The sequence below is a fragment of the Gorillibacterium sp. sgz306347 genome (assembly GCF_059735245.1).
In genome coordinates, this window is sequence record NZ_JCAPET010000002.1 from 93,066 (window position 1) to 117,306 (window position 24,241).

Genomic DNA, 24,241 nt, shown 5'->3' on the forward strand with positions numbered 1-24,241 from the left:
TTTTCGCGAACATTCGTTCCTTTTTCAATATTTTTAGGGGTTAGGAAGAATAATCATAACCAAATCGGCTATTTTGTTCGTGTTTTGTTAGGAAAAAAATCCCTTGCGCCGAAAGGCAGCAGCCTTCCAATCACAAGGGATTTTTCACACGATCGAACTCGCCTTTCCGTCGGCGGCCCCGTTCTCGCGCCCGCCGGAGGAAAGATCGCGGAAGAGAACATCCGCATGAATGAGCAGCTTTTCACAATTGGAGCGGCGGTTTCCTATCCTCCAGAGCAGCTGGTCGACCGCCCGCATGCCGAGCAGCTCCTCTTTGACATCCACCGTCGCCAGGATCGGCTCCATTTGATAGGTGTTGTCAAAGCCGGTCACATTCACCTGCACGGGCACCTCAACGCCATTCTTCTGCAAATGCTCGATCACGAATGTCGCGACATTATCGTTTACGCAGACGAACACCTCCGGGAGCTCCTTGCCTTCGATCGCCGGCCAGAACTGCTGCCAAATATCTTCGATTTCGATTTCGATCAGCCGCTTGTTCTGGGCATGCTCGATCCTGTAATCGGTCAGCACGGAGTTGAAGGCGACCCAGCGTTCGTAATAGCTTTGCGCTTCGGCGATGTTGCCGACAAACTGGAACTTCCGGTATCCCTTGCTGATCAGCTTCAGCATCAGCTCCTGCATGGCCGTTATGTTGTCCGCAAACACCGTATCCGTGTGGAAGGCCGGATCTACATGGTCAACCATCACAACAGGGATATCCAGCTGCTTGATATCAAGCAGAATCTGCGTGGACACCCTGCCGAGAGCGATCACGCCTTTGATCGCTTGCGGATTCAGAAGGCTGAATACCCGGTCGCTGGAAGGCTCGGTCAAGGTGATGATGTCCAGCTTTTTCTGGTTCAGACGGGAGGAAATCCCTTCAAAAACCGGCCCCCAATACAAATTGTCCTTATCCTGGTACCGAATGTTGGGAAAGAGCACGACAATGGCTCCCGACATATCTCCGGGAGGCGGTTCCGGGGGCTGCGCGGTTACGGCACCCGCCCCTATTTTGAAATAGCCCAGCTGCCCCGCCGTCTTAATGATCATTTCCCGTGTGGCGGAGCTGACACCCGATTTGCCCGACAACGCCCGGGAAACCGCGAATTTGGAGACGCCAGCCAGATCGGCGATCTGCTGAATGGTTACCTTTTCTCTCATAAATCCCATCCTGTGCTTACGGTTTAATTAAGCAATAAAGGCCAAACAAGAAAGCTGAATTTTCTAACTCTTGTTAGGTAAGGCTTTTGTGTCCCATTGTAGCACCTCATGAAGAGCAAGTAAAACAGGGATTTTATTAAAAATTCTAATGTTTGGTTTGTTATGTCCTTTTTGCTGCGGCATGCAACACGAAAGCGGGATAACTCCGCTTCACGTCCCCCTCTAGCTCTTCGAACAACAATGGCCCTTTTTTCCTGATCCTCGGGCAAATTCCATAGGAACTCAGTTTATCCCCTCCGCCCCGCCGCTACAAGGGAATAAACTTTTTCAGACGAATTCGCCATACCGGTACGTAAACGAATCATTACCATGAGAAAAGGGCATTTTACTTTACGAAAATAAAAATGGCTGCGGGAGGCAAAAATGAAGCGGATCGGCAATATCCCTTTTGAAAACTCGCCGGGATTTAGTTTCACCTTCAATCCCGTCACAAACGGTTTCCTGAAGATTTACATCTGCGGAGAATTAGCCGCACACGGTTCAGACGACCGGCTTTTACTACAAGTAAACGAAAAGTCGGAAGGGTACAAGTCGAATCTTATAATGACTGGCGATGCGTCCCACCATGAAGGGGAAAGATCAGGGTTTTATCTGGGAAGAAACGGGTGGTCTCTTGACGCCACCTTTCAAAGCGAAATCACAGTTGCCATTTATTCGAACGCTCAAAAGATTACGGCCAATGGACTATCGGTCTTTGCCAATGCAAATGACAGCATTCTGAATTGCGAGCATCATGGATTTTTTCTTAGAGACGCGCCCATAACCAGCATCCATGCCAAATTTACCGGCGGGAGCGCGAGCGGCCTCAGCAGGGTATTCCTGATCGACTGAATGAGAACCCCTGCGGCTGCTCCGGCTGGAGGGGATTTCCATTTCGCGTTAAATGCGCGAAGCGGTACGAAGAATCCCTTCTCCTTCTTTTTTATCTAAGATAAGCCCCCGTCTTCTCCCCGCCCGAACACATTACATGGGCATGAGGTCCACGTTACATACCCGCAAAATCTCTAAGAAAAGCTCACATAAAGGAAGGTCCCAGCAAAAAAAGGAGCCCGCCAACGGGGCGGGCCAAGGTACTATATAAAAAAAGGGGGTCTTGCGATTAATAATACGGCAGGAATGTTAACACAACATCACAGAAATGTTTCATTTATGTTACAAAACCTTACTCAATTCTGAACAAGGCCATAAGTTTCTTTTTCTTGCGCTCTTCTCCTCCTTGTGGTATATTCTTTCTCTGTCTTTCTTATGAAGGCAAAATCATCCATCCATGGAGGTAACTGATTGTGACCCCTGCGAATCAAAGTGCCTATCTGGAAGAGCAGCCGCGTCTGAGGCAAACGGCCGAGGAGATTCAAAGGCAGCGGAACCGGCTGGACCAAATTCCCCGTTACCGGGGGGACGATTATACCGAGCAGGTGCTCGAAAGCGCGCGCGAAGAAAGCCGCCAAAACCTGAGCCGGGCCGCCGACGAGCCGTACTTTGGCCGGCTTGATTTCGAGGAAGCGGGAGCGGGTGCCTCCGAGCCGCTCTACATCGGCAAAAGAGGCGTGGAAAACAGCGCCGACAGCCGGCCGCTTGTCATTGATTGGCGGGCTCCGATCGCCGAGCTGTATTATTCTTTTACCGGCGGAGAGGCTTCGATCGCTTATGAAGCCCCGGACGGTCCTGTCGAAGGGCAGGTTCATTTAAAACGAAACCTTGTGATTCGCGGCGGAGAGCTGCAGCGCGTGGTCGATTCTTACGCGCGCGGCCAGGAAGCAGGCGGGACCGTAACGGACGAGTTCCTGCTCTACCGGCTGGGCGAGAACAAGGACAACAAGCTGCGCGACATCGTTTCGACCATTCAAGCGGAGCAGGACCGGATCATCCGGGACGACCGCAGCAAAGCCTTATTCATTCAGGGCGTAGCCGGAAGCGGCAAGACAACCGTCGCGCTTCACCGGCTCGCCTTTTTGCTGTACCGCTACCGGGAGAACATGCGTGCGGAGCGGATGATCATTTTTGCGCCCAACCGCATGTTTCTCGATTACATCTCCGGCGTGCTTCCCGAGCTGGGCGTCGGCCACATCCGGCAGACGGTATTTGCCGATTGGGCGCTTGCCAAGCTGGACGAGCCGATTCAGCTGGCCGATCCCGCCGCCATGTACGATTACTGGTTTGATCCCGAACGTGGAATCTCCGGCAGCGGGAAAGGCAAAGCGGCGGCCGGAAACCCGGCCGTCCCCGACGAAGGGGAAGACGTGCCGCCGGGACGGTTCAAGGGCTCCATCCGCTTCATGCGTCATCTGGACCAAAACCTGGACCGCTTCGAAAAGGCTTATTTGCCGGATGCCGACTTTGAAGCCTGGCCCTCCCGCAAGCTCCCTGCCGCGACCATTCGCAAATGGTTTTATGAAGACCTTCGCCACTACCCGCTCCAGAAGCGCAAGGAGCGCGGCGAAGCGCGCATCAAGCGCTGGCTGGAAATGGAGCTGGACCGGATCCGCGATCCCAAAGCCCGCAAAGAAGCCAAAAAGAAAGCCGGCGCGCGGCTGAAAAGCTACCTCAAGCTGTGGCCGCCGCTCTCTCCTCTCGCTTTTTACAAGGGAATGTTTGAAGACGGGTCCGGGAACGCCGGGCCGGAGGAAAACGAGCTGCCGATTCCGCCGTCCATCCGGGCCGCGACCCTGAAAACGCTGCGCAAAAAAACGGCGGCGGTCGAGGATCTCCCGCCTCTGCTGTACATCCGGGACCGCTGGTCCGGCATCGACAGCGAGGACCGGTTCGACCATGTCGTCATCGACGAAGCGCAGGACTTCTCCCCTTTTCAGCTGGAGCTTTTGAAAAGCCATGTGCCAAGCGGCTCCTTTACCGTCCTCGGGGATTTGTCCCAAGGCATTCACGACTACCAGGGCATTCATGCCTGGAGCGAATTTCTCGCGTTGTTTTCCGAGCCGGCGCGCGGCTTCTACAAGCTGGACCGGAGCTACCGGTCGACGACCGAGATCATCGAGTTCGCCAACGGCGTACTGGAGCGGGCCGGATTAACCGACTCGCTGGCGGTGCCCGTTTTCCGGACCGGCGAACCCGTGCGGCTGCACGCTCTGGGCGGCGCCGGAGAGCGGATGCCGGCCCTGTGCCGGACGGTCCGCGAGCTGCGCGCCTCCGGGGTGCTGGGCACCATTGCCGTCGTCACCCGGACCGCCCGCGACGCCGGGGAGGCGCATGCCGCTTTGACGGCGGACGGGCAGGAGGCCAACCTGATCCATGCCGGACGGCTCCGGTACGAAGGGGGCCTGTCCGTCGTTCCGGTCTATTTGGCCAAGGGGCTGGAGTTTGATGCCGTCGTTCTGCCCGATGCCGACAGCCGCAATTACCGCGCCTCGGAACGCGATGCAAAGCTGCTGTACGTGGCGGCGACCCGGGCCCTCCACCGCCTGGAGGTGCTGTATACCGGTACGCCATCCCCGCTCGTTGCAGACGCTGATGCGCAAGCGCAAGGCTGACGGGGGGCGCGTAAAGCCCGAAAAACAAAAGAGCCTGCCCGACCATCCGGTCGGCAGGCTCTTCCTGGTTATGCGCGCTTGCTTCGCGAGGAAGCTTGCGGATTAATAGCCGAGGGCTTTTCTTGCTTCGGCCCATTTCTTGTTCAGGTCGTCGAATGCTTTTTGCAGGTCCGGAGCTTTGATCAGCTCTTGCTCAACTGCGCCGGTGCTGACAGCGATTTCCGCTTTGTTGGCGATTTCGTTGAACTTCGGATCCGTTGCTACGCTTTCGATCATGGTCGGGTTGAAGGATTGGAACTCGGCCATTTGCGGAACATCGGATTGTTTCGTTTTGTCAACCGGCAGGAAGCCCGAGTAGGTGTCGTAGCCGGATTCTTTGACGAAGAATTCAACCCATGCCGTAGCCAGTTCTTTGTTCTTGCTGTCTTTGCTTACGCCGATGAAGTAGTCGCCGCCCAGCGGAACGTTGTACTTGCCGCTGTTGTCGTAAGGAAGCGGGAAGAAACCGATGTCTTCGGAAGCGGCGCCTGCGCCGATAACTTGCGGGATAACCCAGTTGCCCAGGAAGTACATGGCGGCTTTGCCGGAAGCAACTTCGCCTTTGGACATTTCCCAGTTGTTCGTGGAAAGGTCTTTTTCAACCCAGCCTTTTTCAACGAAGGTACGGGCGATGTTAACCAGCGTGCCGTAAGGGCCGTCAACCGTGAAAGGCGTGTCGGTCGTTACGAGGGTATCCGTGTATTTCGGGTCGCCGGCTACATACCAGTAGGAGTTTTGGCCCCAGTTGGTCATCGGCCATTGCGCGCCGAAGTTCAGGTACAGCGGAATGATGTCTTTGTCTTTCAGTTTTTGAGCGGCTGCGTACAGCTCGTCAAGCGTCGTCGGCACTTTGTCGATGCCGGCCGCTTCAAACGCTTTCTTGTTGTACACGATGCCTTGCGTGTTTACGCCAGTGGCAATCCCGTAGCGTTTGCCGTCCAGTTCGCGAACGTCAGCGAAATAAACGTTTTCAAACATGGATTCCGGCAGGGCTTCGTAGTATTTCGGAAGCTCGCTCGTTGCCATACCGCCGTCCAGCATGTTGACGTCGCCGGCTTCGCCGGTCGTCAGGCGGACTTTAATGTCCGTCGCGTAGTTCGTCAGACCTTCGAACTCGATTTCCGCGTTCGGATACTTTTCTTTAAACTTGGCCGCATAGGAATCCATCGTGCCGTCGTTTACCATGTCCGTGCGGTGCGTCAGAACCTTGATCTTTCCGCTAAGCTCGGAAGTAGCTCCGCCTGCAGGAGACGCAGTAGCTTCCGTTGTTGCGCCAGTCGTTGCCGAAGGAGAAGGAGAAGCCGCTTCTTTATCTCCGCCGCCGCAGCCCGCCAGAACAGAAACCATCATGACGGAAGCTACGCCTAACCCGATACTTTTCTTTTTCATCTCAAGTTCAACCCCCAGAGATTTGATTGCGATTCCAGCCTTTTTGAAAACCCGCTTGGCATCGCTTACATTCCCAAGTATAAGCGTTTTCACAAGCAATAAAAATGGACTCGGTTTGTTTTTCTTGTCACCAATTATGCTAACAATAAAAAAAGTTAGCTTTTTTCGTCACCCCTTTTCACTAATTTCGCTTTTCTTCCTTTCTTTGTATCATCTCACATCCATGTGCTTTCTAGCCGCTCCGAGAGGCGGAAAATTCCCCCTTTTTCTGCTTTTTTCCCGAAGATTCGACAACACGCTCCAAACAAAAAACCGCCGGATAACCGGCGGTTTTTGCGTATTGGCATTCGTTCCGCACGAGGCTGCGGTTTACTTTACAGCGCCGCTTGTGACGCCGGAGAAAATGAACCGCTGCAGGAACAGGAAGATCAAGACGGTCGGAATGAAGATGATCAGGATACCGGCCGAAATGACGTTGATCTGCGCGGCGTTCGGCCCGACGAAAGAGTAGATCGCGGTCGAGACAACGCGGAGCTGTTGGCTCGGCATGTACAGGTAAGGCGTGTAAAAGTCGTTGTAAATCGAGATCGTCTTCAAAATGATCAGCGTCGCCGTGGCCGGAGCCAGCAGCGGGAAGATGATCGAGCGGTAAATCTTGAACAGCGACGCGCCTTCGATCATCGCGCTTTCGTCCAGGTCCTTCGGAATGCTGTTGATAAACTGCAGGTAGATGACGATCTGCAGCACGTCCGCGCCCAGATACAGGATGATGGGCGCGCCCATCGTGTTGTAAAGCCCAAGCGCTTTGATAACGCTGAACGTAGCGACTTGCGTCGTAATCGTCGGGATCAGCTGGGCGCCCAGGTACAGGCCCATAATCGGCATGCGCAGCTTGAATTTGAAACGGCCCAGCGCGTAAGCGACCATCGTGCCGAACAGCACGTTGCCGGCCAGCGAAACGACCATGATGATCAGAGTGTTTACAAAGCTCGGACCGAGTTTGCCGATCCGGAATACGCGCTCGAAGTTTTCAAAGTTGAAGAAATCCTGCGGCAGCGCCATTCCCGATTGATAAAATTCAACCTGGGTTTTGAAGGCGCCGACGAACACCGAGTAGATCGGGAAGAAAACCAGAAAGGCGGCAAAAACCAGCAAGGCGTATTTGAGAACAAGCGTAACAGGCGATTGACGGGCTTCCATGGCTTAATCCTCCCCTCCCGGAAGTAACTTTTTCTGAACGAAGATAACCAGGATTACGATAAGCATCAGCACCACACCCATGGCGGACGCCAAGCCGGCTTTCTGGAACTTGAAGGCCGTATCGACGGTCTGGATGACGAAGGTTGAAGTTCCGTTCGCCCCCAGCATCATGACGTATGGAATCTCGAACGCGGCGAGCGCGCCGGTGAGCGTCAGGATCAATTGCAGCTCCAGTACGCTGCGGATGCTCGGCAGGGTGATGAAGCGGAACGCCTGCCAGCTGTTGGCGCCGTCGATCTTCGCGGCTTCATACATGTCTTGCGGAATGGATTGCAGGGCGCCGATGAAAATGATCATCGTCAGGCCCATGAACTTCCACATCGAGATGAACGCCAGGGAGAAGTTAACCAGATGCTCGTTCCCCAGCCAGGATTGCTGAAGCGCGCCAAGGCCGATGGCGTCGAGGAAAATGTTCAGGGAACCGTATTCGGAGTGGTACACGTTCTTGAACATGATAACGGTTGCGACGCTGTGCAGAACGTACGGCAGGAACAGAATCGCGCGGAAAACGTTCCGACCCTTGAGCTTGCCGCTCAGGATAACGGCGAACAGCATGGCGAGAGCCGTTTGCACAAGGCCGCCGATAAAATAATAAGCGTTTACTTTAAAGGCCGAGAAGATTTCGGGACGCGTAAAAATCTCTTTGTAGTTCGCGAACCCGACCCAGTTCATGTCCCAGCCTACCCCGGACCAGTCCGTAAAGCTGTAGTACAGAAGAGATACAGCCGGATAGTACGACAACACAAGCAGCAAGGCCAGCGGTATCGTGAGGAAGCCGAACAAAATCAGTAATCGTTGCGCTTTGTAGCTTAGGTTAAACATGAGCACCCCCGCTTTCATTCTTTGCTATCTGAGCGAAGCTGAAAAGAAACTTTCCAACCGAGCGGAAAGTTTGGTATCGCTTTCAAAGGTATTATAATTCATTTGCCGTTTGATTTTAATGGCCTCTGTTTGTTTTCCTTGTCTTCATTTTGCTAACTGCCGGAAAGCAGGCCGCTAACAGCCTGCTAACTATGCCCTAACACGGTCGCGGTATTCTTTCGGGGTCATGCCGACCACTTTTTTGAACACTTTATTGAAATATGCGGGGTCGGGGTAACCCACCTGCTCGCCCACTTCGTAGGTTTTCAGCGAGATTTCCGACCCGAGCCGGCGCTTGGCCTGCTCGATGCGCACGGAAATGATAAAGTCGGTGATGGTCTCGCCCGTTTTCATTCGGAACAGTTTGCTGAGATAGCTCGGCGTGAGGAAGACGATTTCGGCCAGCTTGTGAAGCTCCAGGTCTTCCGTATAATGCTCCTGAATGTAAGCCTTCACGGTTTCCACCACCCGGTTGTCCTGCTGGATTTCCTTCAGCAGCCGGAACTGGCTTTCCACCCAGTCCGAGAGCGCTTGCGAGAACGCGTGCCAATCCTGGTAATTCCGCGGCAGCCACGAAGCAGGCTCTTCCTCGGACTCGGGGGAAATCAGATTCCGCTCCAGCTTTTCCGTCCGGATGATCGTCTGGACCAGCGAGCAGCTTTCCTGAAGCGATTGCCAGGGGCACCGCTGGCGGGCCGCCTCTTCCGTCCAGGATTCGAGCGCCGCCCGCGCCCGCTCGTAATCCAGCGTGTGAAGAGAGGTGCGGAAATCCCGGTCGATGAGCTTGTGCAGCACCGTATAGTCTTCCGCCCGGCGGGGCAAACGGTCCGCATCCGCGAGCGCGCGGATGCCGGCGTCGTACCAGGCGTGCTGCAGGGCAAGGGTCGCCTGCCGGTAGCTGTCGCGCAGGCTCGCCGGCTCGGAATAAATCCCGCTGATGCCCGCCCGGCTGTGAACGTTCACGGGCAGGGAACGCAGCAGCTCCTGGCCGAGCGAGCGGGCCGTGTCGCCGTCGTCCCGGCCGCTGATCCCGAACAGCACGACCGTCTCGCCGATTTCCCAGGACAGCACCTTGCATTCGCGCTCCCAGCCGGAGATCAGGCTTCGGACCCGCTCGTCGATCAGCTCCGAGGCGGCATGGATGACAAGCGCCGCATAATACTCCCGAAACAGCGGATGCGCTTGCAGCTCCCGGAACGCCTCTTCCTTGAGCGTTTCGGGAAGACGGTCCAGCTCGCTGCTTGCCAGAAGCCGCAGGTAATCGTCCGATGCGGCGCTGCTTCGGCTGCCGGCCTTCTCCACCTTGAGCCGCACCCGCTCCAGCATGCCGGCCAGCTCGTCGGTTTCAACCGGCTTGAGCAGGTATTCCTCCACTCCCAGCCGGATGGCCTGCCGGGCGTAGTCAAAGTCGCTGAAGCCGCTCACAATGGCAAACCGCAGCTCCGGGCGCTTTTGCTGCACCTGTTCGATCAGTGCGAGGCCGCTCATCTGCGGCATCTTGATGTCCGTCACGACCAGATCGACGTTCAGACGGTCCAATTCCTCGAGCAACTCGTTTCCGCTTCCGTACACACCCGTTACTTTATAGTCATCGCCTGCCTGCTCAATTAGCTTTGCCAATCCGAGGCGAATCCTTTCCTCATCGTCCACAACTGCCACATTTAACATGTTCGTTCCTCCTTGTCAGGGGGTTTGTTCCGAAGAAAGCCTTACCGTGATGACTGTCCCCTCTCCCGGAGCGCTGTCTACCGAAAGGCCGTAGCCCATGCCGTAGCGGAGCTTGATCCGTTCGTGCACGTTGCGGAGCCCGATGCCCCGGCCGTCCCGGTAGCGTTCGGGGTCGTTCAGCGCTTCCCGCAGCCGGGCAAGCGTTTCCGCGTCCATGCCCACTCCGTTGTCCGTTACGGTAAAGACATGGTCCGTCCCTTCCAGCCGGTATGCGATCCGTATTTCCATCCGGGAATTGTTTTTATCCTGCCCGTGATGGATCGAATTTTCCACCAGCGGCTGAAACAGCAGCTTGATGACCGCGACGCCGGCCAGGTCCTGCTCCGGAAGCGTCAGATAGAAACGGTCTCCGTAACGGTAGTTCAGCAGCTGGACGTACATTTCAAGATGCTCCCATTCCTGCTGCACCGGCACGATATCCGTCCCCTGGTGGATGCTGTACCGGAGCAGCTTGCCCAAAAGCCGGGACATGTCGGCAACCTCGTTTTCATCGTGCAAAACGGCTGTCATCCGGATGGATTCCAGCGTATTGTAAATAAAATGCGGGTTAATCTGGTGCTGAAGCGATTCCAGCTCCACTTCTTTTTTGCGCTGCTCGATCAAGTGGATGTCTTCGATCAGCTTGGCGATCCGCTGCATCATCCGGTTAAAGGCCGTGCCGACCAGCCCGGCTTCGTCGCGCCTGCGGACGGGAAACACCACGTTCAGATTCCCGGTTTGCGCTTCCTTCATGAGCCGGATCAGCGAGCGGAGCGGCCGCGTCAAGGCATAGATCAGAAAAAGCGAGATCAGCATGGCGACGGCAACGATGGAAATCCCCGCAAGAAGGGTGAAATTGCGGGTCCGCTGCGCATCCGCCATCAGATGCTTTTGCGGAATGCTGATGATAATCCGCCAGCCGGTTTCGGCCGACTCCCGATAAATCGTCAGCTCCTTCTCCCCGTTCACGGTGGTATGAAAGCTCCCTTCGGTGCCCGATACGCCGGCCAATACGTCGCTTCCGCTCAGGTTTTGCGACAAGTATTGCTTCTGGCTGTCGTAGACCACCCGGTTCTCTTCGTCAAGGATCAGCGTGGTGCCGTGCGTCGCGTTGTCCAGGTCCTTCACAATGTCTTCGATGACGGCGATGTTGGCGTCGATGGCGATCATGCCGATCGGCGAAAAAGAGGCGTCGATGATCTGACGGACAATAGTGAACACAAACCGCTTGCGGTTGATCGCATCGGATACCTCCTGGGTGCTGACCAGAACGGGGGATCCGCTCGCCGCCTCCGCCATCGTTTTCCAGCTATCGTATACCTCGTCCAGGTCGCTCCGGACGACGCTGCTGCGCAGCGCATAGTAGGGATGGCCGTACCGGTCGAACAGATAGACGGTGTTTGTACCGGTTTTGAGGTTCGTGATGAAATAGATGCTGTTTGAAATCCGGCTCTGGATCTCCAGCCGGGTCCGTTCCTCCTCGGAGAGGACGCCTGACGGCGGCGGCGCGGTGCCGACCGCATTCATCTGGCCCTCATAAAACCGGTTGGAGCCCTGGAGCCCCGTCTGGATTGCGTCCAAGTAGGAAGGGATGATGGAGATTTTTTTCATGTCCTCCATGTAATCGTCCAGCTTCCCCATCATTTTATCGGTCACTTGGGACATATACGTGACCGTGTTCCGCTCGATCGACTCCGAGTAGCGGAGTGCGGAAACATGGGTGATGATCACGATCGGAAGCACCAGCACAAACAAAAAGACGACAAACAGCTTGGTTTCCAGCCGCCAATCCGGCCAATATAAAAAGCGGAACAGCCTTATCCTGCGCCTGCCCATTGCGTAAAAACATCCTTTCGCTGGTTCCTGAAGGGCGGATTTTCCGAAAACCGCCCGGTCGTACGGCGTGCCGATGACACGCTTTGGCGTCATGCCGCGAGTCAGGACCGGCAGCGCCGGATTCGTTCCGGTTCGTGCGGTCCTGTGCCGCTATCGTACCCCATTGAAGGCGGAGCCCGCAAGCGTTTCCCGTAAGGGGGCCGGAGAAACAAAACGCCCTCCGTCGCTGCTGACACCAGCCGATACGGAGAGCGTTTCGCTTTTCCAAAGACGAGGCCTTTTACATGCCCAGCCACTTTTTGAACAAATGCTTGGTCGTGTCCTTGTTCATCTCGGCGATCGAAGTTGTGAGCGGAATCCCCTTCGGACAGGACCGCACGCAGTTTTGCGAATTGCCGCAGCCTTCGATGCCGCCGTCCTCCATCAGGGCGTCCAGCCGTTCGTGCTTGTTCATTTCGCCGGTCGGGTGCGTGTTGAACAGCCGGACCTGGGAAATCGCCGCCGGTCCGATAAAGCTGTTCCGGTCGTTGACGTTTGGACAGGCCTCCAGACAGACGCCGCAGGTCATGCATTTGGACAGCTCATACGCCCACTGGCGTTTGGATTCCGCCAGACGCGGGCCGGGCCCGAGGTCGTATGTGCCGTCGATCGGAATCCAGGCCTTCACCTTCTTCAGGGCGGTAAACATGCGGCCGCGGTCGATCACCAGATCGCGGACGACCGGAAAAGTGCGCATCGGCGCGATCCGGACCGGCTGCTCCAGCTTGTCGATCAAGGCGGTGCAGGCCTGCCGGGGCTTGCCGTTGATGACCATCGAGCAGGCGCCGCATACTTCTTCCAGGCAGTTGGAATCCCAGCAGACGGGCGTCGTTTTGGAGCCCTTCGCATTTACCGGGTTCCGCTGTATTTCCATCAAGGCGCTGATGACGTTCATGTTCGGACGGTGCGGAATCTCGAATTCCTCATCGTAGGCTTTGGCGTCGGGGCTGTCCTGGCGGGACACGATCAGCCGGACGGTGCGCTCCTTCGCCGCCGTCCGGACTTGCGCCGTCTCCAGCGGAACGGACGCGCCCGGGCTTGCGCTGGCCATGTCGGTCATGATGCGTTGCCTCCCTTTTTCTTGTCGGTCGAGTAGTCCCGCTTCCGCGGCGGAATCAGGGACACGTCCACCGGCTCGTATTCGATCGCCGGACCGTCCGGCGTGTGCTTCGCTTTGGTCGTCTTCAGGAAATTGGCGTCGTCGCGCTCGGGGAATTCCGGCTTGTAATGCGCCCCCCGGCTTTCATTGCGGAGCAGCGCGCCCATCGTCATGGCGTGCGCCAGCTCCATCATGTTCCACAGCTGCCGCGTAAACGAGGCGCCCTGGTTGTTCCAGGCCGACGTATCGGTCATGCCGATCCGGCGGTAGCGCTCCTTCAGCGTATTGATGATGTCCAGGGTTTCCTCCAGCTTGCGGTTGTGGCGCACGACCGTCATGTTGTCGGTCATCACCTCGCCAAGCTCCTTGTGCAGCTGGTACGGGTTCTCGGGGCCATCCATGCGCAGCAAGGACTCGTAATGATCGGCCTGCCGCTTCTGCTCGGTTTCGTACAGGCGCGAGGAAAGGTCTTCGGCGTGCTTTTCCAGCCCCCGGATGTATTCGATCGCCTTCGGCCCCGCCACCATGCCGCCGAAAATCGAGGAAACGAGCGAATTCGCCCCGAGGCGGTTCGCCCCGTGAATCGAATAGTCGCATTCGCCGGCGGCAAACAGGCCGGGAATGTTGGTCATCTGGTTATAATCCACCCAGATGCCGCCCATCGAATAGTGAACGGCGGGGAAAATTTTCATCGGGATTTTGCGCGGGTCCTCGCCCATAAATTTCTCATAAATTTCGATGATGCCGCCGAGCTTGATGTCGAGCTCCTTCGGGTCCTTGTGCGAAAGATCGAGGTACACCATGTTCTCCCCGTCAATGCCGAGCTTCTGGTTCACGCAGACGTCGAAGATTTCCCGGGTGGCGATGTCGCGCGGCACCAGATTGCCGTAAGCGGGGTATTTTTCCTCCAGGAAGTACCACGGCTTGCCGTCCTTGTACGTCCAGACCCGGCCGCCTTCGCCGCGCGCCGACTCGGACATCAGGCGCAGCTTGTCGTCGCCCGGAATCGCCGTCGGATGAATCTGGATGAATTCGCCGTTGGCGTAATAGGCGCCCTGGCGGTAAACCGCGCCCGCCGCGGTGCCGGTGTTGATGACGGAGTTCGTGGTTTTGCCGAAAACGATGCCCGGCCCGCCCGTCGCCAAAATGACCGCGTCCGCGCGGAATGTGCGCATCTCCATGCTCCGCAGGTCCTGCGCCGTGATGCCGCGGCAGGCGCCCTCTTCGTCCAGCACCGCCGAAACGAATTCCCAGAATTCGTATTTGGTGACCATCCCGGCCGCTTCGTAACGCCGCACCTGCTCGTCGAGCGCGTACAGAAGCTGCTGCCCCGTCGTCGCCCCGGCGAACGCCGTGCGGTGGTATTTGGTTCCGCCGAAGCGGCGGAAATCGAGCAGCCCCTCCGAGGTCCGGCTGAACATGACGCCCATCCGGTCCATCAGGTGGATGATGCCGGGGGCCGCCTCGCACATCGCTTTGACCGGCGGCTGGTTGGCCAGAAAGTCGCCGCCGTAAACCGTATCGTCAAAATGCTCCCAAGGGGAGTCTCCTTCGCCTTTTGTGTTGACCGCTCCGTTAATGCCGCCCTGCGCGCATACGGAGTGGGACCGTTTTACCGGAACCAGCGAGAACAGCTCGACCGGCACCCCGGCCTCCGCCGCCTTGACGGTGGCCATCAGCCCGGCCAGTCCGCCCCCTACCACGATTATTTTGCTAGCCGCCATATCCTTCACCTATCCTTTCGCCGCAATAGCTGCCGTTTGTTCGAACTCGGAGCCGGAGAAGGCGTTCAGCGTAAGGATGAACATGACCGACATGACAATAAACAGGCCCATCCATATGTATCCGGAGATCCGCTGCGCCCGGGGTCCGACCGTAATGCCCCAGCTTACCAGGAACGACCACATGCCGTTGGTAAAATGGAAGCAGGCGGCGACGGTTGCGATTGCGTAAAGCACGTAAGCAAACGGCTGGGTTAAAATTTCGTGCATGCGAACGCCGAGCTGGTCATGCGTCACATTGCCGAGCGCGAGCTGCACGCGGGTATCGAAAACATGCCAGGCGATGAACAAAAAGGTGATGACGCCCGTCACGCGCTGAAGCATGAACATAACGTTGCGGAAATACCCGTAGTTCGTAACGTTGTTGCGCGACGTATACGCGACATAAAGCCCGTAAACGCCATGATACAGAAGCGGAAGCCAGATCAAAAAGATTTCCAGACCCAGAACGAGCGGCAAGCTGTTGATCCATTCGATTTTGCTCAGGAATCCTTCATGGCCTTCATTGTAAGCGGAATAGTTTGTGATCAGGTGTTCGACCAGGAAGGCTCCGATCGGTATTACGCCGAGCAGTGAATGGATTTTCCGGTAATAATAAGAGTTCCCTCTCACCAATGACAACGTCCCCCCAATTTCGAAAATGTTCCTTCTCCCACTAACCCTTTTACCCACAAAACGAATCATGATAACGCTATCATAAAAAAATTTTCCGAGCGGCAAAAGCTCAAGCAAGAGATGCTCTTTTGCGTCTTCGGAAGGAGGGGTGGCCCTCCGGCTAAAATCAAAACCAGCAAAGAGCAATAATCTTTTAATAATAATTATTGCATTCCGCTTGTTTTTATCGTACTCCTTTTTCGCTTATAATGGAAATGTCAAAATGGCATGAATTTTAATGCCTATCGCGCATAAAGGGGATCGAATATGGAGCATTTGGACGTGTTTGCGACAGTGGTCGAGCAGAAAAGCGTCAACAAGGCGGCGGCGCTCCTGAATCTGTCCCAGCCGGCGGTGTCCCGGCAGATCATGGGGCTGGAGGAGGAGCTCGGGCTCAAGCTGTTTGACCGGACGGGCAAACGGCTCACGCTGACGCGCGCGGGGGCCATCGGCTATGAATATGCCGTGCGCATCCGGGCCATGCAGAAGGAAATGCTGGAGGCTTTCCGCCGCATCCGGGAGGAAGCCGCCCCTTTGCAGCTGACTGTCGGAGCCAGCCTTACCACCTTGCAGACGACGCTTCCCGACCTGATTGCCGCCTACGCTTCCGATTTTCCAGAGACGGACATCACAGTTCTCACAGGCAAAACCCATGAGATCATCGCGCTTGTCAAAGAGAAAAAAGCCGATCTCGGCCTGGTCGCATCCCGAGCGGAGCGGACGGGCGTCCTCTGCGTTCCGCTGTTCGAGGACCATCTGGGGCTCGTGCTCCCTTCCGGCCACCCGCTGCTGGAAAAACCGGAGCTGGATATGGACGATCTGAACGGCTTGCCGATGATTTTGTTCTCGCGCGGCACCTGGTACCGGACGCTGATCGACGAGCTGTTCGACCGGTCCGGCGCGCAGCCGGAGGTCAAGATGGAGATCGACTCCTTCGAAGCGACCACCCGGCTGGTGGCCGCGCTCCGTACGGCGGCGCTGCTGCCCATGTCCTACCTGCGCCGCCGGATGCTGGAGGACGGCGACCTGACCGTGCGCCAGCTTCCCGCGCTGCTCGAGGCCAAGCGGACGACCTCGCTGATTTACACCGAAGAAGCTTACCGCTCGGCCCACATCCGCTTCTTTGCCGACAAGGCGCGCGAGCACTTCAACGGTCGCGCCGCCGCGGACGCCGCGGAACCCGGCGCGGGCTTCCCGCCCCTGCCCGAGTAGCCGGCGTTGCGGGAGGGCCGGCGAGAAGGAGGCTCTCCCGGCGCGGGGCGGCGGGCCGGGGGGCGGCACGGAAGGGCCGACGCACCGCGTGGGGCGGCTGGAGACCGCGTACGTGGGCGCAGCTTCTCCCGCGAGCTGGAGGCGGCGCGGGAGGGCCGACGAGAAGGAGGCTCTCCCGGCGCGGGGCGGCGTGGCGGAGAGCGGCGGAACCGGCACACACGCGGGCGGCGCTTCCGCCTTGAGCCGGAGGCTGCGCGGGGCGGCGGGCCGGGGAGCGGCACGGGAGGACCGCCATCGGCCGCGGAGCCGGAGCCGCGGGGGACCGCGCACGCGGGTGCAGCTTCCGCCTTGAGCCGGAGGCTGCGCGGGGCGGCGGGCCGGGGGGCGGAAACACACCATGTCTTGACCCGCTACCCTGGGGCGGATGCCCCTCCCTGCCTGGGACGCGGAACGAAAAATTAAAAAAAGCTGCTCCCTCCGCCACTGCGCGACGGGAGAACAGCTTTTTTACGTTTGATGTGGTTCCTCGTCCAGCGTAGGAACGCGGAGGAAATGCAGTGCCCCGACCGCTAACGTTGCTCTTGCCTGCCTCCCTTCTACTTCCCCCAGTTCCGGTGATACGCGGGGGCCCGACAGGTTGGAGCAGCGATTATTCGCCGAAATCTAAGAAGCCGGGATCTCTAACGGTTGCCACAGAGCTTATTTGCCCAAAAATGAACCATTGAAAACTGTAACGGTTGCCACGAAGCTTATTTTCGTTTTTTTGCTACGTTTGGCCTGTTTTTTACCTGAATAAGCGCTGTGGCAACCGTTAGAATTTGAAAAGGGGCTTTTTGGCCTCAATAAGCGCTGTGGCAACCGTTAAAAATGATGACGATCACAAAGAGCGGGCCGTTGCATGCAAAAGGACGCTGCCCACGACATGCAAAGCGTCCATTGTACATTGCTTGCAAAAGGTCCGCTGCAATTGACAGCCAAAAATGGTCCGGTCCGGGCAACAATCATGCCTCCCCTGGTACAACCGATCAGACCAGCCGTGCACCAACCATGCCCTGTCCACCGATCATAACCAGCACGCCACACCATGCGCCTACTCTTCACCGGATCACGACCCGTCACGCCACACCATGCGCCTACTCTTCACCGGATCACGACCCGTCACGCCACACCATGCGCCTACTCTTCACCGGATCGCGCCCAGCCAAGCTACATTATGCGCCTACTTATCACCGGATCACGACCCGTCACGTTACCTCATACGCTGCGCCTACTTATCACCGGATCACGACCCGTCACGTTACCTCATGCGACTCTTCACTGGATCGCGCCCAGCCACGCTATATCATGCGCCTACTCTTCACCTGATTAGGCCAGACCGCGCCCGACCAACCACCACTCAGCGGAAGCTAGTCGTTGATCGAACCCTCGAACTGCTCGATCTGCTCGTTCGAGCCGATGACGACCATGACATCGTGGAGGTGGACCTTTTCTTCGGCGGATGGGGAGACAGATACCTCGCCCGACTTGCGGTGGATCGCTACAATGCTGATGCCGAAGCGAGCCCGGGCGTTCAGCTCAAGAAGCGTTTGGCCGGCAATTTTCGTCGTGACGTTCAGCTCGGCGATGGAGTAATCCTTGGATAATTCAATGTAGTCCAGCAGATTGGGCGTGCCCAGCTGGTGGGCGACGCGGATGCCCATGTCCCGTTCGGGGAACACGACCCGGTCCACGCCGATCTTGTTCAGCACCTTCCCGTGCAGGTTGGTCCGGGCTTTGGCCACGACCTTTTTCAGGCCCATGTCCTTCAGCAATATGGTGGTCATGATGCTCGCCTGGATGTCGTCGCCGATGGCCACGACGGCGCAGTCGAAGTTGCGCAGCCCGAGCGAACGAAGCGTCTCCTCGTCGATGGAATCGGCCACGACGGCATGCGTCAGGTAAGGCTCCATTTCCGCTACCCGCTCCTCGTCACGGTCCACTCCCAGCACCTCGTACCCCATTTGATAAAGCTCGCGGGCCAGGCTGGCGCCGAAGCGCCCCAGGCCGATAACGGCGAATTGATGATGTTTCAATGCGGTCTCCTCCTTGTCCGGTTTAACCGATGGTGATCTTGCCTTCCGGATAACGGTACAATTCCTTCTCGGGCTTCGGCTGCAGCGCATAGGCCAGGGTCAGCGGACCGAGGCGGCCGATAAACATCATCAGGATGATCATGATGCGCCCGACCAGGGACAGCTCCGGCGTCAGCCCCATCGAGAGGCCGACAGTACCGAACGCCGATGTCACTTCAAATAAAATCCGCAAGAACTGCACGTCCTCCGTCGTGGAAAGGACCATGGAAACAAACACCACGAGGAACAGCGCGAAAAAAGTCATCGTGATCGCCTTGTAGATCCGGTCCTTGGCCAGCCGGTTGCGGAAAAAGACAATGTCTTCTTTGCCCCGCAGCATCGCAAGCATAGCGCCGATCAGAATGGCGAAGGTCGTCGTTTTGATCCCGCCTCCGGTCGAGCCGGGCGAAGCCCCGATAAACATCAGGATGATGGTAAAAAATTGCGAAGCCTGGCGCATGCCGAGCACGTCGATGGTGTTCGCGCCCGCGGTCCGCGGCGTTACCGACGCGAAGAAAGAGGACCATGCCTTGCCGGAAAAGGAGAGCGGCTTCAGCGTGTTCGGATTTGTGTATTCAAACAGGAAGAAAACAATGGCGCCCAGCAAAATAAGCGCCGCCGTGCTCGACAGCACCACTTTGGTATGGAGGGAGAACTTCTTGCGGTTGCGGTACTCGTGCAGCTCGGCAATGACGATGAAGCCGATGCCCCCCGTTACGATCAGCCCCATAACCACGAGATTGACAAGCGGGTCATTGACGTAGGAGGTCAGGCTGCTGAACGGACCAGTCAGCGGCCCCATGAGATCAAAACCGGCGTTGTTGAACATGGAAACGCCATGGAACAGCCCGAAGAACAAGGCATCCCCAAGGCTCATGTCAAAAGAAAAGCGGATGGCAAGCAGAGTCGCTCCGGCCCCTTCAATCACCAGCGCGTAAAGTAGCACCTTGCGGATCAGCCGGACAATGCCTTCCATGCTGTTCTGGTTCAGCGCCTCCTGCAAAATCAGCCTCTCCCGCAGCGAGATCCGCCGGCGGAATACGAGCATGATCAAGGTCGCCATCGTCATGAAGCCGAGCCCGCCCACCTGGATCAAAGTCAAGATCACCGTTTTGCCAAACACGCTCCAGTGAAGTCCCGTGTCTACCACGACGAGCCCCGTCACACAGGTGGCGGACGTAGCCGTAAACAAGGCGTCGATAAAAGCAGTCGGCTCTCCGCTGGCCGACGAAACCGGAAGGGTCAGCAAAAACGCGCCGACGACAATGATCAGCGCAAACCCGAGCACCAGAATCTGCGGAGGCTTTAACCGGATAAACAGCTTTTGCAGCAAGGTCCGTTCTCTCCCTCGCCGGGTCCCGCCCGGCTTTTCTATGGTATTAACCCTTTTTCGGAATATCGACCGCGGCGCAAAAAAAAGACATTGGGAAACCAATGCCGGTTGTTTCCTTGCACAAGACGCCTACGAGGTTAGCTGTCGGATTCGGGCAGGCAGGTTACCCTATTCGCCGGACGGCGAAATTCACCCCTGTTGCTTCTGGTTCCCCCGTTTTCACATGCTTCGAAATTCGGCCGATTTTCAATTGATTTGATTATAGCTTGCCCGCCGTACCCGCACAAAGGCAATTTGGGCTGATTTTCGCCGCTAACGCACCATAAACCGAAGGATTCCATCCTCTTTCGGGGGTGGAGACGGCTTTAAGAGAGTTTGGCGTCTGCTTATTCGGATAACCGGCCGAAAATCGGGCCTTCCGCTTATTCCCGGCAGTCATTAGACTCCGCTCGCGGCATAAGGGTATAATAGGCAGGTAGAAGAAAGCCGGTCGTCAGAGGAGGATGTTGATTGGGACTTTTTAAAGCTAACCGGACTTTAATTTTTCTCGCCGTAGTAGGCATTATACTGTATTTGGTCGCCGGCAACTTGTATGCGGCAAATGGAGAAGACAATCCCGATGCGGTCGCGGCCAAACCCGAGGTCACGCAAGAGGCGGCGCAGAACACCGCAGCCGCGTGGTACCGCAGCAAAACCGGAGCCGCGCCGACCGAAACGAAACGTGCGGTATACGCTTCCGATAAGCCGCTAAGCGTCTACGTCGCCAAGAATGAATTGACGGGGCCGTTTCAAGATTTGAAAAGCAGCCTTCCCTTGGCGGATGAGTTTTGGCGTGTCGATTTGTCTTCCGAAAGCGGCAGCTATTCCGTGCGCATCGACCCGAACACTCCGCGTGTTCTGGGCTGGGAGAAAACAGGCGGCTCGCCGGGCGAATCGGCTGCGGACAGCAGCGCCGACGAGGAAATCCGGGCGCTTGGCTTCGATCCCGAAAGCTTTGTCTATGACGAAGAAGGCCCCAGCCTCACGCAGCGCGGGGAGCTGGTCGTCCACCGGATGGTCAGCAGCGACATCCGGCTTCTGGATGCGCCCCTTGTCATCGAATTCCGGACGCAGGGGGAGGAGCTGGTCAAGGTGATGCCGCAGTTCGAGCTGCCGGCGGATTTTACAACCTGGCTGGCCGATCAGGACAACGGCGCCGGACTGATGTCGGTTCTTTATCTGGTCGTTTCCTTTGTGCTCGGCCTGGTCGCTTTTATCCTCGCCATCGTGAACCGGAAGCAGGTCCGTTTCAGCCGGGGCATCGTATTCTCGCTGATCGTGCTGTCGACCATCTCGCTGTATTCCTATAACAGCCTTCCGTCTCAGCTGGCCTCGGTAGCGCCTTCCGATCTGGCCGGCATCAGCGATACGGTCCTGGTGGTGACGAACATTGTGCTTTACGCCCTGCTCGCCGTCGCCTTGTACCTGACCGCCGTATCCGGCGATCAGCTTTGGCGGGCGCGGGGCTGGAACCCCTGGCCCCGTTTCCGCGAGCCCCAGTTCGGCCGCCATGTTTTTTACAGCATGGGGCGCGGGTATCTGCTCGCCTTGTTTATCCTGGGCGTGCAGCAGGTGCTGTTCCTGTTCGCTTTCACATCGTTCGATACGTTCTCGATCAACGACCCGTCCCAGTCGATGGATAACCTGTATTGGCCGTGGCTGTTTCCGACGCTGGCCTGGTACGCCGGCATCGGCGAAGAGATCACATTCCGCCTTTTCGGCATCGTCATCGTCCGCAAAATGCTGCCCGAGGGCAAAGGCGTCTTCCGCCACCTGTTCCGTTTTCTGGCGGTGGCCATCCCGTCCGTCGTTTGGGCGGCCGGCCACGCGACCTATGCGTTCTATCCAAACTACACCCGTTTGTTCGAGGTGGCGGTGCTCGGCATTATTTTCGGCTACGTCTTCCTCCGGTATGGACTGTTCACGGCGATTTTCGCTCACGTGACGATGGACGTTCTCCTGATGAGCGTGGCCTACATGTACGCCGACCAAACGGCGCCCGGCATTCTGCTCGGGTTGCTGTATATGGCGACGCCCTTCCTGGTTGCCGGAGCTATTCTGCTGCTTCACCGGCTGTTCCGGAAGGACCGTCCGCATCCGAATCCGCCCCCGGCGCCGTATCCGCCGGACCCTCATTATTCCTGAGCGCCGTCAAAATCGTGCGCGCCAGCTTGTCTCCGATTCCGAGAGGCCGGAAGTCATCGACTCCGGCTTCTCTTATTTTTTTGAGCGAGCCGAAGTGCTTGAGCAGCTGCTTTCGCCGCTTTTCGCCGATTCCGGGGATGGCGTCCAGCTGGGAGACGACCATGGATTTGGCCCTCGTTTCCCGGTGAAAGGTGATTGCAAACCGGTGCACCTCGTCCTGGATGCGCTGCAGCAGGTAAAACTCCTGGCTGTCCCGGGGCAGTGGGACGACCGAAGGCGGATCGCCCGCCATCAGCTGCGCGGTTTTGTGCTTGGCGTCCTTGACCAGCCCGCAAACTGGGATGAACAGCCCGAGCTCGTTCTCCAGCACGTCCACAGCAGCGGAAATCTGACCCTTGCCGCCGTCGATGACGACGAGGTCGGGCAGCGGCAGGTTTTCCCGCAGAACGCGTTCATACCGCCTCCGCACCACCTCGCGCATTGTTTCGTAGTCGTCGGGGCCTTTGACGGTGCGGACCTTGTATTTGCGATACTCCTTCCGCTCCGGCTTCCCGTTGATAAAAACAACCATCGCCGATACCGGATCGCTGCCCTGAATGTTCGAGTTGTCGAAGGCTTCGATGCGCCGGATCACGTCGGTGCCCAGGTACCGCCCGAGGTTCTCCACGGCTTTGACGGTGCGCTCCTCGTCCCGCTCGATCAGCCGGAATTTCTCCTCCAGCGCCATGCGGGCGTTCTTCGCGGCCATCTCGACCATCTGCCGTTTCAGGCCGCGCTGCGGGAAGAACAGCTTCAAGCCGAGCCAGGCTTCCATCGTTTCCTTGATGTCCTTCTCGCTGCGGACCGCTCCTTCTAGGGCGGAAGGCTGGCCGGATGCCTCATCCGTCCCGGCGTCATCCGGCCCGGCGTCATCCGGCCCGGCGCTTTGTTCCGCCGGAGAAGCCTCCAGACCGGCTTCCTCTCCCGCCGCGGGAGGGTTCGGCAGGAAGATTTCCTTCGGCAGCGCCGGGTTTTCGCTGTAATACTGGGTCACGAAGGACAGAAAGTCATCGTATTCCTCGCCGTAATACGCAAAAACCGAAGCGTGCCGCTCGATCATTTTGCCTTGGCGCATGTACAGCACCTGCACGCACATCCAGCCCTTGTCCACCGCATAACCGAACACGTCGCGGTCCACCTGATCGACCGTGGTGATGTTCTGCTGCTGGATCACGGCGTCGATGCTGGCGATCTGGTCGCGGTATTCCCGCGCCCGCTCAAACTCCAGCGCCTCGGCCGCTTCCTGCATCTTTTTGTCGATCTCCTTGCGTATTTCGCCGTGCCCGCCGCTCAAAAACCGGTTGATGCCCTGCAGCATGTCCCGGTACGTTTGCGGGTCGACGTCAAACTCGCAGGGGGCGACGCACTGCCCCATGTGGTAATAAAGGCATACTTTCGGCGGAAGGGTGCGGCACTTGCGCAGCGGGTAAAGCCGGTCGAGCAGCTTTTTGGTCTCATGGGCGGCGTAGGCGTTCGGGTAAGGCCCGTAGTATTTCGCTTTGTCCTTCAGGACTTTGCGGGTAACCTCCAGGCGGGGATGCGTTTCGTTGGTGATCTTGATGTACGGGTACGTCTTGTCGTCTTTGAGCAGCACGTTGTAGCGGGGAGAATGCTGCTTGATCAGGTTGCACTCCAGAATGAGGGCTTCCATGTTGCTGGCGGTGACAATATATTCAAAGTCCCGGATCTCGCTGACCAGGCGCTGGGTTTTCGCATTATGACTGCCGGTAAAATAGGAGCGGACGCGGTTTTTTAAAATTTTCGCCTTGCCCACGTATATGATTTTGCCGTCTTTGTTCTTCATCAGGTAACAGCCCGGCTGGTCCGGCAAAAGAGCCAGCTTGCTCCGGATGTTATCCGGCGTATCGTCGATCATTCGGTATCACCCCATAAAAATACAGGAAGAATCCCCCGGCGGCACGGGTGGCCGCCGGCTTCCTCCTCCTGCT

The 24,241-nt window shown here is 57.5% G+C and carries 17 protein-coding genes and 1 riboswitch; of the genes, 5 read left to right on the forward strand and 12 right to left on the reverse strand.

Going from position 1 to position 24,241, the window contains the following annotated elements; genetic code table 11:
- Positions 1-144: 144 nt before the first annotated feature.
- Complete coding sequence (locus AC6I6H_RS01995) at positions 145-1,203, reverse strand: LacI family DNA-binding transcriptional regulator (RefSeq protein ID WP_497950441.1); 1,059 nt, start codon at positions 1,201-1,203, stop codon at positions 145-147.
- Between the two features lie 423 nt (positions 1,204-1,626).
- On the opposite strand from AC6I6H_RS01995, the gene AC6I6H_RS02000 reads away from it, so the two are divergent.
- Complete coding sequence (locus AC6I6H_RS02000) at positions 1,627-2,094, forward strand: hypothetical protein (protein ID WP_497950443.1); 468 nt, start codon at positions 1,627-1,629, stop codon at positions 2,092-2,094.
- 452 nt (positions 2,095-2,546) lie between these two features.
- Entirely contained in the window at positions 2,547-4,748 is a 2,202-nt protein-coding gene (locus AC6I6H_RS02005; protein ID WP_497950445.1) for a HelD family protein, read from the forward strand.
- A gap of 102 nt (positions 4,749-4,850) precedes the next feature.
- Here AC6I6H_RS02005 and AC6I6H_RS02010 read toward each other — a convergent pair whose 3' ends face one another.
- The 8 genes from AC6I6H_RS02010 to AC6I6H_RS02045 all read right to left on the reverse strand — a co-directional run bounded on the left by AC6I6H_RS02010 (position 4,851) and on the right by AC6I6H_RS02045 (position 15,371).
- Positions 4,851-6,176 carry an ABC transporter substrate-binding protein gene (locus AC6I6H_RS02010; protein WP_497950447.1) on the reverse strand — a complete coding sequence of 442 codons (1,326 nt, stop codon included), beginning with the start codon at positions 6,174-6,176 and terminating at the stop codon, positions 4,851-4,853.
- A gap of 369 nt (positions 6,177-6,545) precedes the next feature.
- Positions 6,546-7,376, reverse strand: coding sequence for a carbohydrate ABC transporter permease (locus tag AC6I6H_RS02015; RefSeq protein WP_497950449.1), 831 nt, complete (start codon positions 7,374-7,376; stop codon positions 6,546-6,548).
- A gap of 3 nt (positions 7,377-7,379) precedes the next feature.
- Positions 7,380-8,258 (reverse strand): carbohydrate ABC transporter permease, encoded by an 879-nt coding sequence (locus AC6I6H_RS02020; RefSeq protein ID WP_497950451.1) that lies wholly within the window; start codon positions 8,256-8,258, stop codon positions 7,380-7,382.
- Between the two features lie 189 nt (positions 8,259-8,447).
- On the reverse strand, positions 8,448-9,965 hold the full coding sequence (locus AC6I6H_RS02025) for a response regulator (RefSeq protein ID WP_497950453.1): 1,518 nt from the start codon (positions 9,963-9,965) through the stop codon (positions 8,448-8,450).
- Between the two features lie 15 nt (positions 9,966-9,980).
- Positions 9,981-11,840, reverse strand: coding sequence for a sensor histidine kinase (locus AC6I6H_RS02030; protein WP_497950455.1), 1,860 nt, complete (start codon positions 11,838-11,840; stop codon positions 9,981-9,983).
- 280 nt (positions 11,841-12,120) lie between these two features.
- Positions 12,121-12,930, reverse strand: coding sequence for a succinate dehydrogenase iron-sulfur subunit (gene sdhB / locus AC6I6H_RS02035; RefSeq protein WP_497950806.1), 810 nt, complete (start codon positions 12,928-12,930; stop codon positions 12,121-12,123).
- A gap of 5 nt (positions 12,931-12,935) precedes the next feature.
- Complete coding sequence (sdhA, locus tag AC6I6H_RS02040) at positions 12,936-14,702, reverse strand: succinate dehydrogenase flavoprotein subunit (RefSeq protein ID WP_497950457.1); 1,767 nt, start codon at positions 14,700-14,702, stop codon at positions 12,936-12,938.
- A gap of 9 nt (positions 14,703-14,711) precedes the next feature.
- Complete coding sequence (locus tag AC6I6H_RS02045; protein WP_497950810.1) at positions 14,712-15,371, reverse strand: succinate dehydrogenase cytochrome b558 subunit; 660 nt, start codon at positions 15,369-15,371, stop codon at positions 14,712-14,714.
- Positions 15,372-15,680: 309 nt separating this feature from the next.
- On the opposite strand from AC6I6H_RS02045, the gene AC6I6H_RS02050 reads away from it, so the two are divergent.
- Both AC6I6H_RS02050 and AC6I6H_RS02055 read left to right on the forward strand, forming a co-directional pair.
- Complete coding sequence (locus tag AC6I6H_RS02050) at positions 15,681-16,625, forward strand: LysR family transcriptional regulator (RefSeq protein WP_497950460.1); 945 nt, start codon at positions 15,681-15,683, stop codon at positions 16,623-16,625.
- A gap of 112 nt (positions 16,626-16,737) precedes the next feature.
- Positions 16,738-16,977: a hypothetical protein gene (locus AC6I6H_RS02055; RefSeq protein ID WP_497950465.1), complete on the forward strand. Its 240-nt coding sequence runs from the start codon at positions 16,738-16,740 to the stop codon at positions 16,975-16,977.
- A gap of 1,054 nt (positions 16,978-18,031) precedes the next feature.
- Here the strand turns inward: AC6I6H_RS02055 and AC6I6H_RS02060 are convergent.
- The gene (locus AC6I6H_RS02060) at positions 18,032-18,697 is read right to left on the reverse strand and encodes a potassium channel family protein (RefSeq protein ID WP_497950470.1); all 666 of its coding nucleotides are present in this window, start codon (positions 18,695-18,697) and stop codon (positions 18,032-18,034) included.
- 22 nt (positions 18,698-18,719) lie between these two features.
- Positions 18,720-20,069 (reverse strand): TrkH family potassium uptake protein, encoded by a 1,350-nt coding sequence (locus AC6I6H_RS02065; RefSeq protein ID WP_497950475.1) that lies wholly within the window; start codon positions 20,067-20,069, stop codon positions 18,720-18,722.
- A 110-nt stretch (positions 20,070-20,179) separates the two neighbouring features.
- A riboswitch (cyclic di-AMP (ydaO/yuaA leader) is annotated at positions 20,180-20,320 on the reverse strand.
- 259 nt (positions 20,321-20,579) lie between these two features.
- Between AC6I6H_RS02065 and AC6I6H_RS02070 the strand changes: the two genes are divergently transcribed.
- Positions 20,580-22,253, forward strand: coding sequence for a CPBP family intramembrane glutamic endopeptidase (locus AC6I6H_RS02070; RefSeq protein ID WP_497950479.1), 1,674 nt, complete (start codon positions 20,580-20,582; stop codon positions 22,251-22,253).
- On the opposite strand, the gene uvrC is transcribed toward AC6I6H_RS02070, so the two are convergent.
- A complete protein-coding gene (uvrC, locus tag AC6I6H_RS02075) occupies positions 22,162-24,168 on the reverse strand; it encodes an excinuclease ABC subunit UvrC (protein WP_497950481.1) in 2,007 nt (668 codons plus the stop codon). The genes AC6I6H_RS02070 and uvrC overlap by 92 nt on opposite strands.
- Positions 24,169-24,241 lie beyond the last annotated feature (73 nt).

Bases quoted from the DNA above. Each gene is read 5' to 3' on its own strand.
- AC6I6H_RS02020 (WP_497950451.1), bottom strand. From the start codon at position 8,258: ATGTTTAACCTAAGCTACAAAGCGCAACGATTACTGATTTTGTTCGGC.
- AC6I6H_RS02000 (WP_497950443.1), top strand. From the start codon at position 1,627: ATGAAGCGGATCGGCAATATCCCTTTTGAAAACTCGCCGGGATTTAGT.
- AC6I6H_RS02015 (WP_497950449.1), bottom strand. From the start codon at position 7,376: ATGGAAGCCCGTCAATCGCCTGTTACGCTTGTTCTCAAATACGCCTTG.
- AC6I6H_RS01995 (WP_497950441.1), bottom strand. From the start codon at position 1,203: ATGAGAGAAAAGGTAACCATTCAGCAGATCGCCGATCTGGCTGGCGTC.
- AC6I6H_RS02050 (WP_497950460.1), top strand. From the start codon at position 15,681: ATGGAGCATTTGGACGTGTTTGCGACAGTGGTCGAGCAGAAAAGCGTC.
- AC6I6H_RS02030 (WP_497950455.1), bottom strand. From the start codon at position 11,840: ATGGGCAGGCGCAGGATAAGGCTGTTCCGCTTTTTATATTGGCCGGAT.
- AC6I6H_RS02010 (WP_497950447.1), bottom strand. From the start codon at position 6,176: ATGAAAAAGAAAAGTATCGGGTTAGGCGTAGCTTCCGTCATGATGGTT.
- uvrC (WP_497950481.1), bottom strand. From the start codon at position 24,168: ATGATCGACGATACGCCGGATAACATCCGGAGCAAGCTGGCTCTTTTG.
- sdhA (WP_497950457.1), bottom strand. From the start codon at position 14,702: ATGGCGGCTAGCAAAATAATCGTGGTAGGGGGCGGACTGGCCGGGCTG.
- AC6I6H_RS02025 (WP_497950453.1), bottom strand. From the start codon at position 9,965: ATGTTAAATGTGGCAGTTGTGGACGATGAGGAAAGGATTCGCCTCGGA.
- sdhB (WP_497950806.1), bottom strand. From the start codon at position 12,930: ATGGCCAGCGCAAGCCCGGGCGCGTCCGTTCCGCTGGAGACGGCGCAA.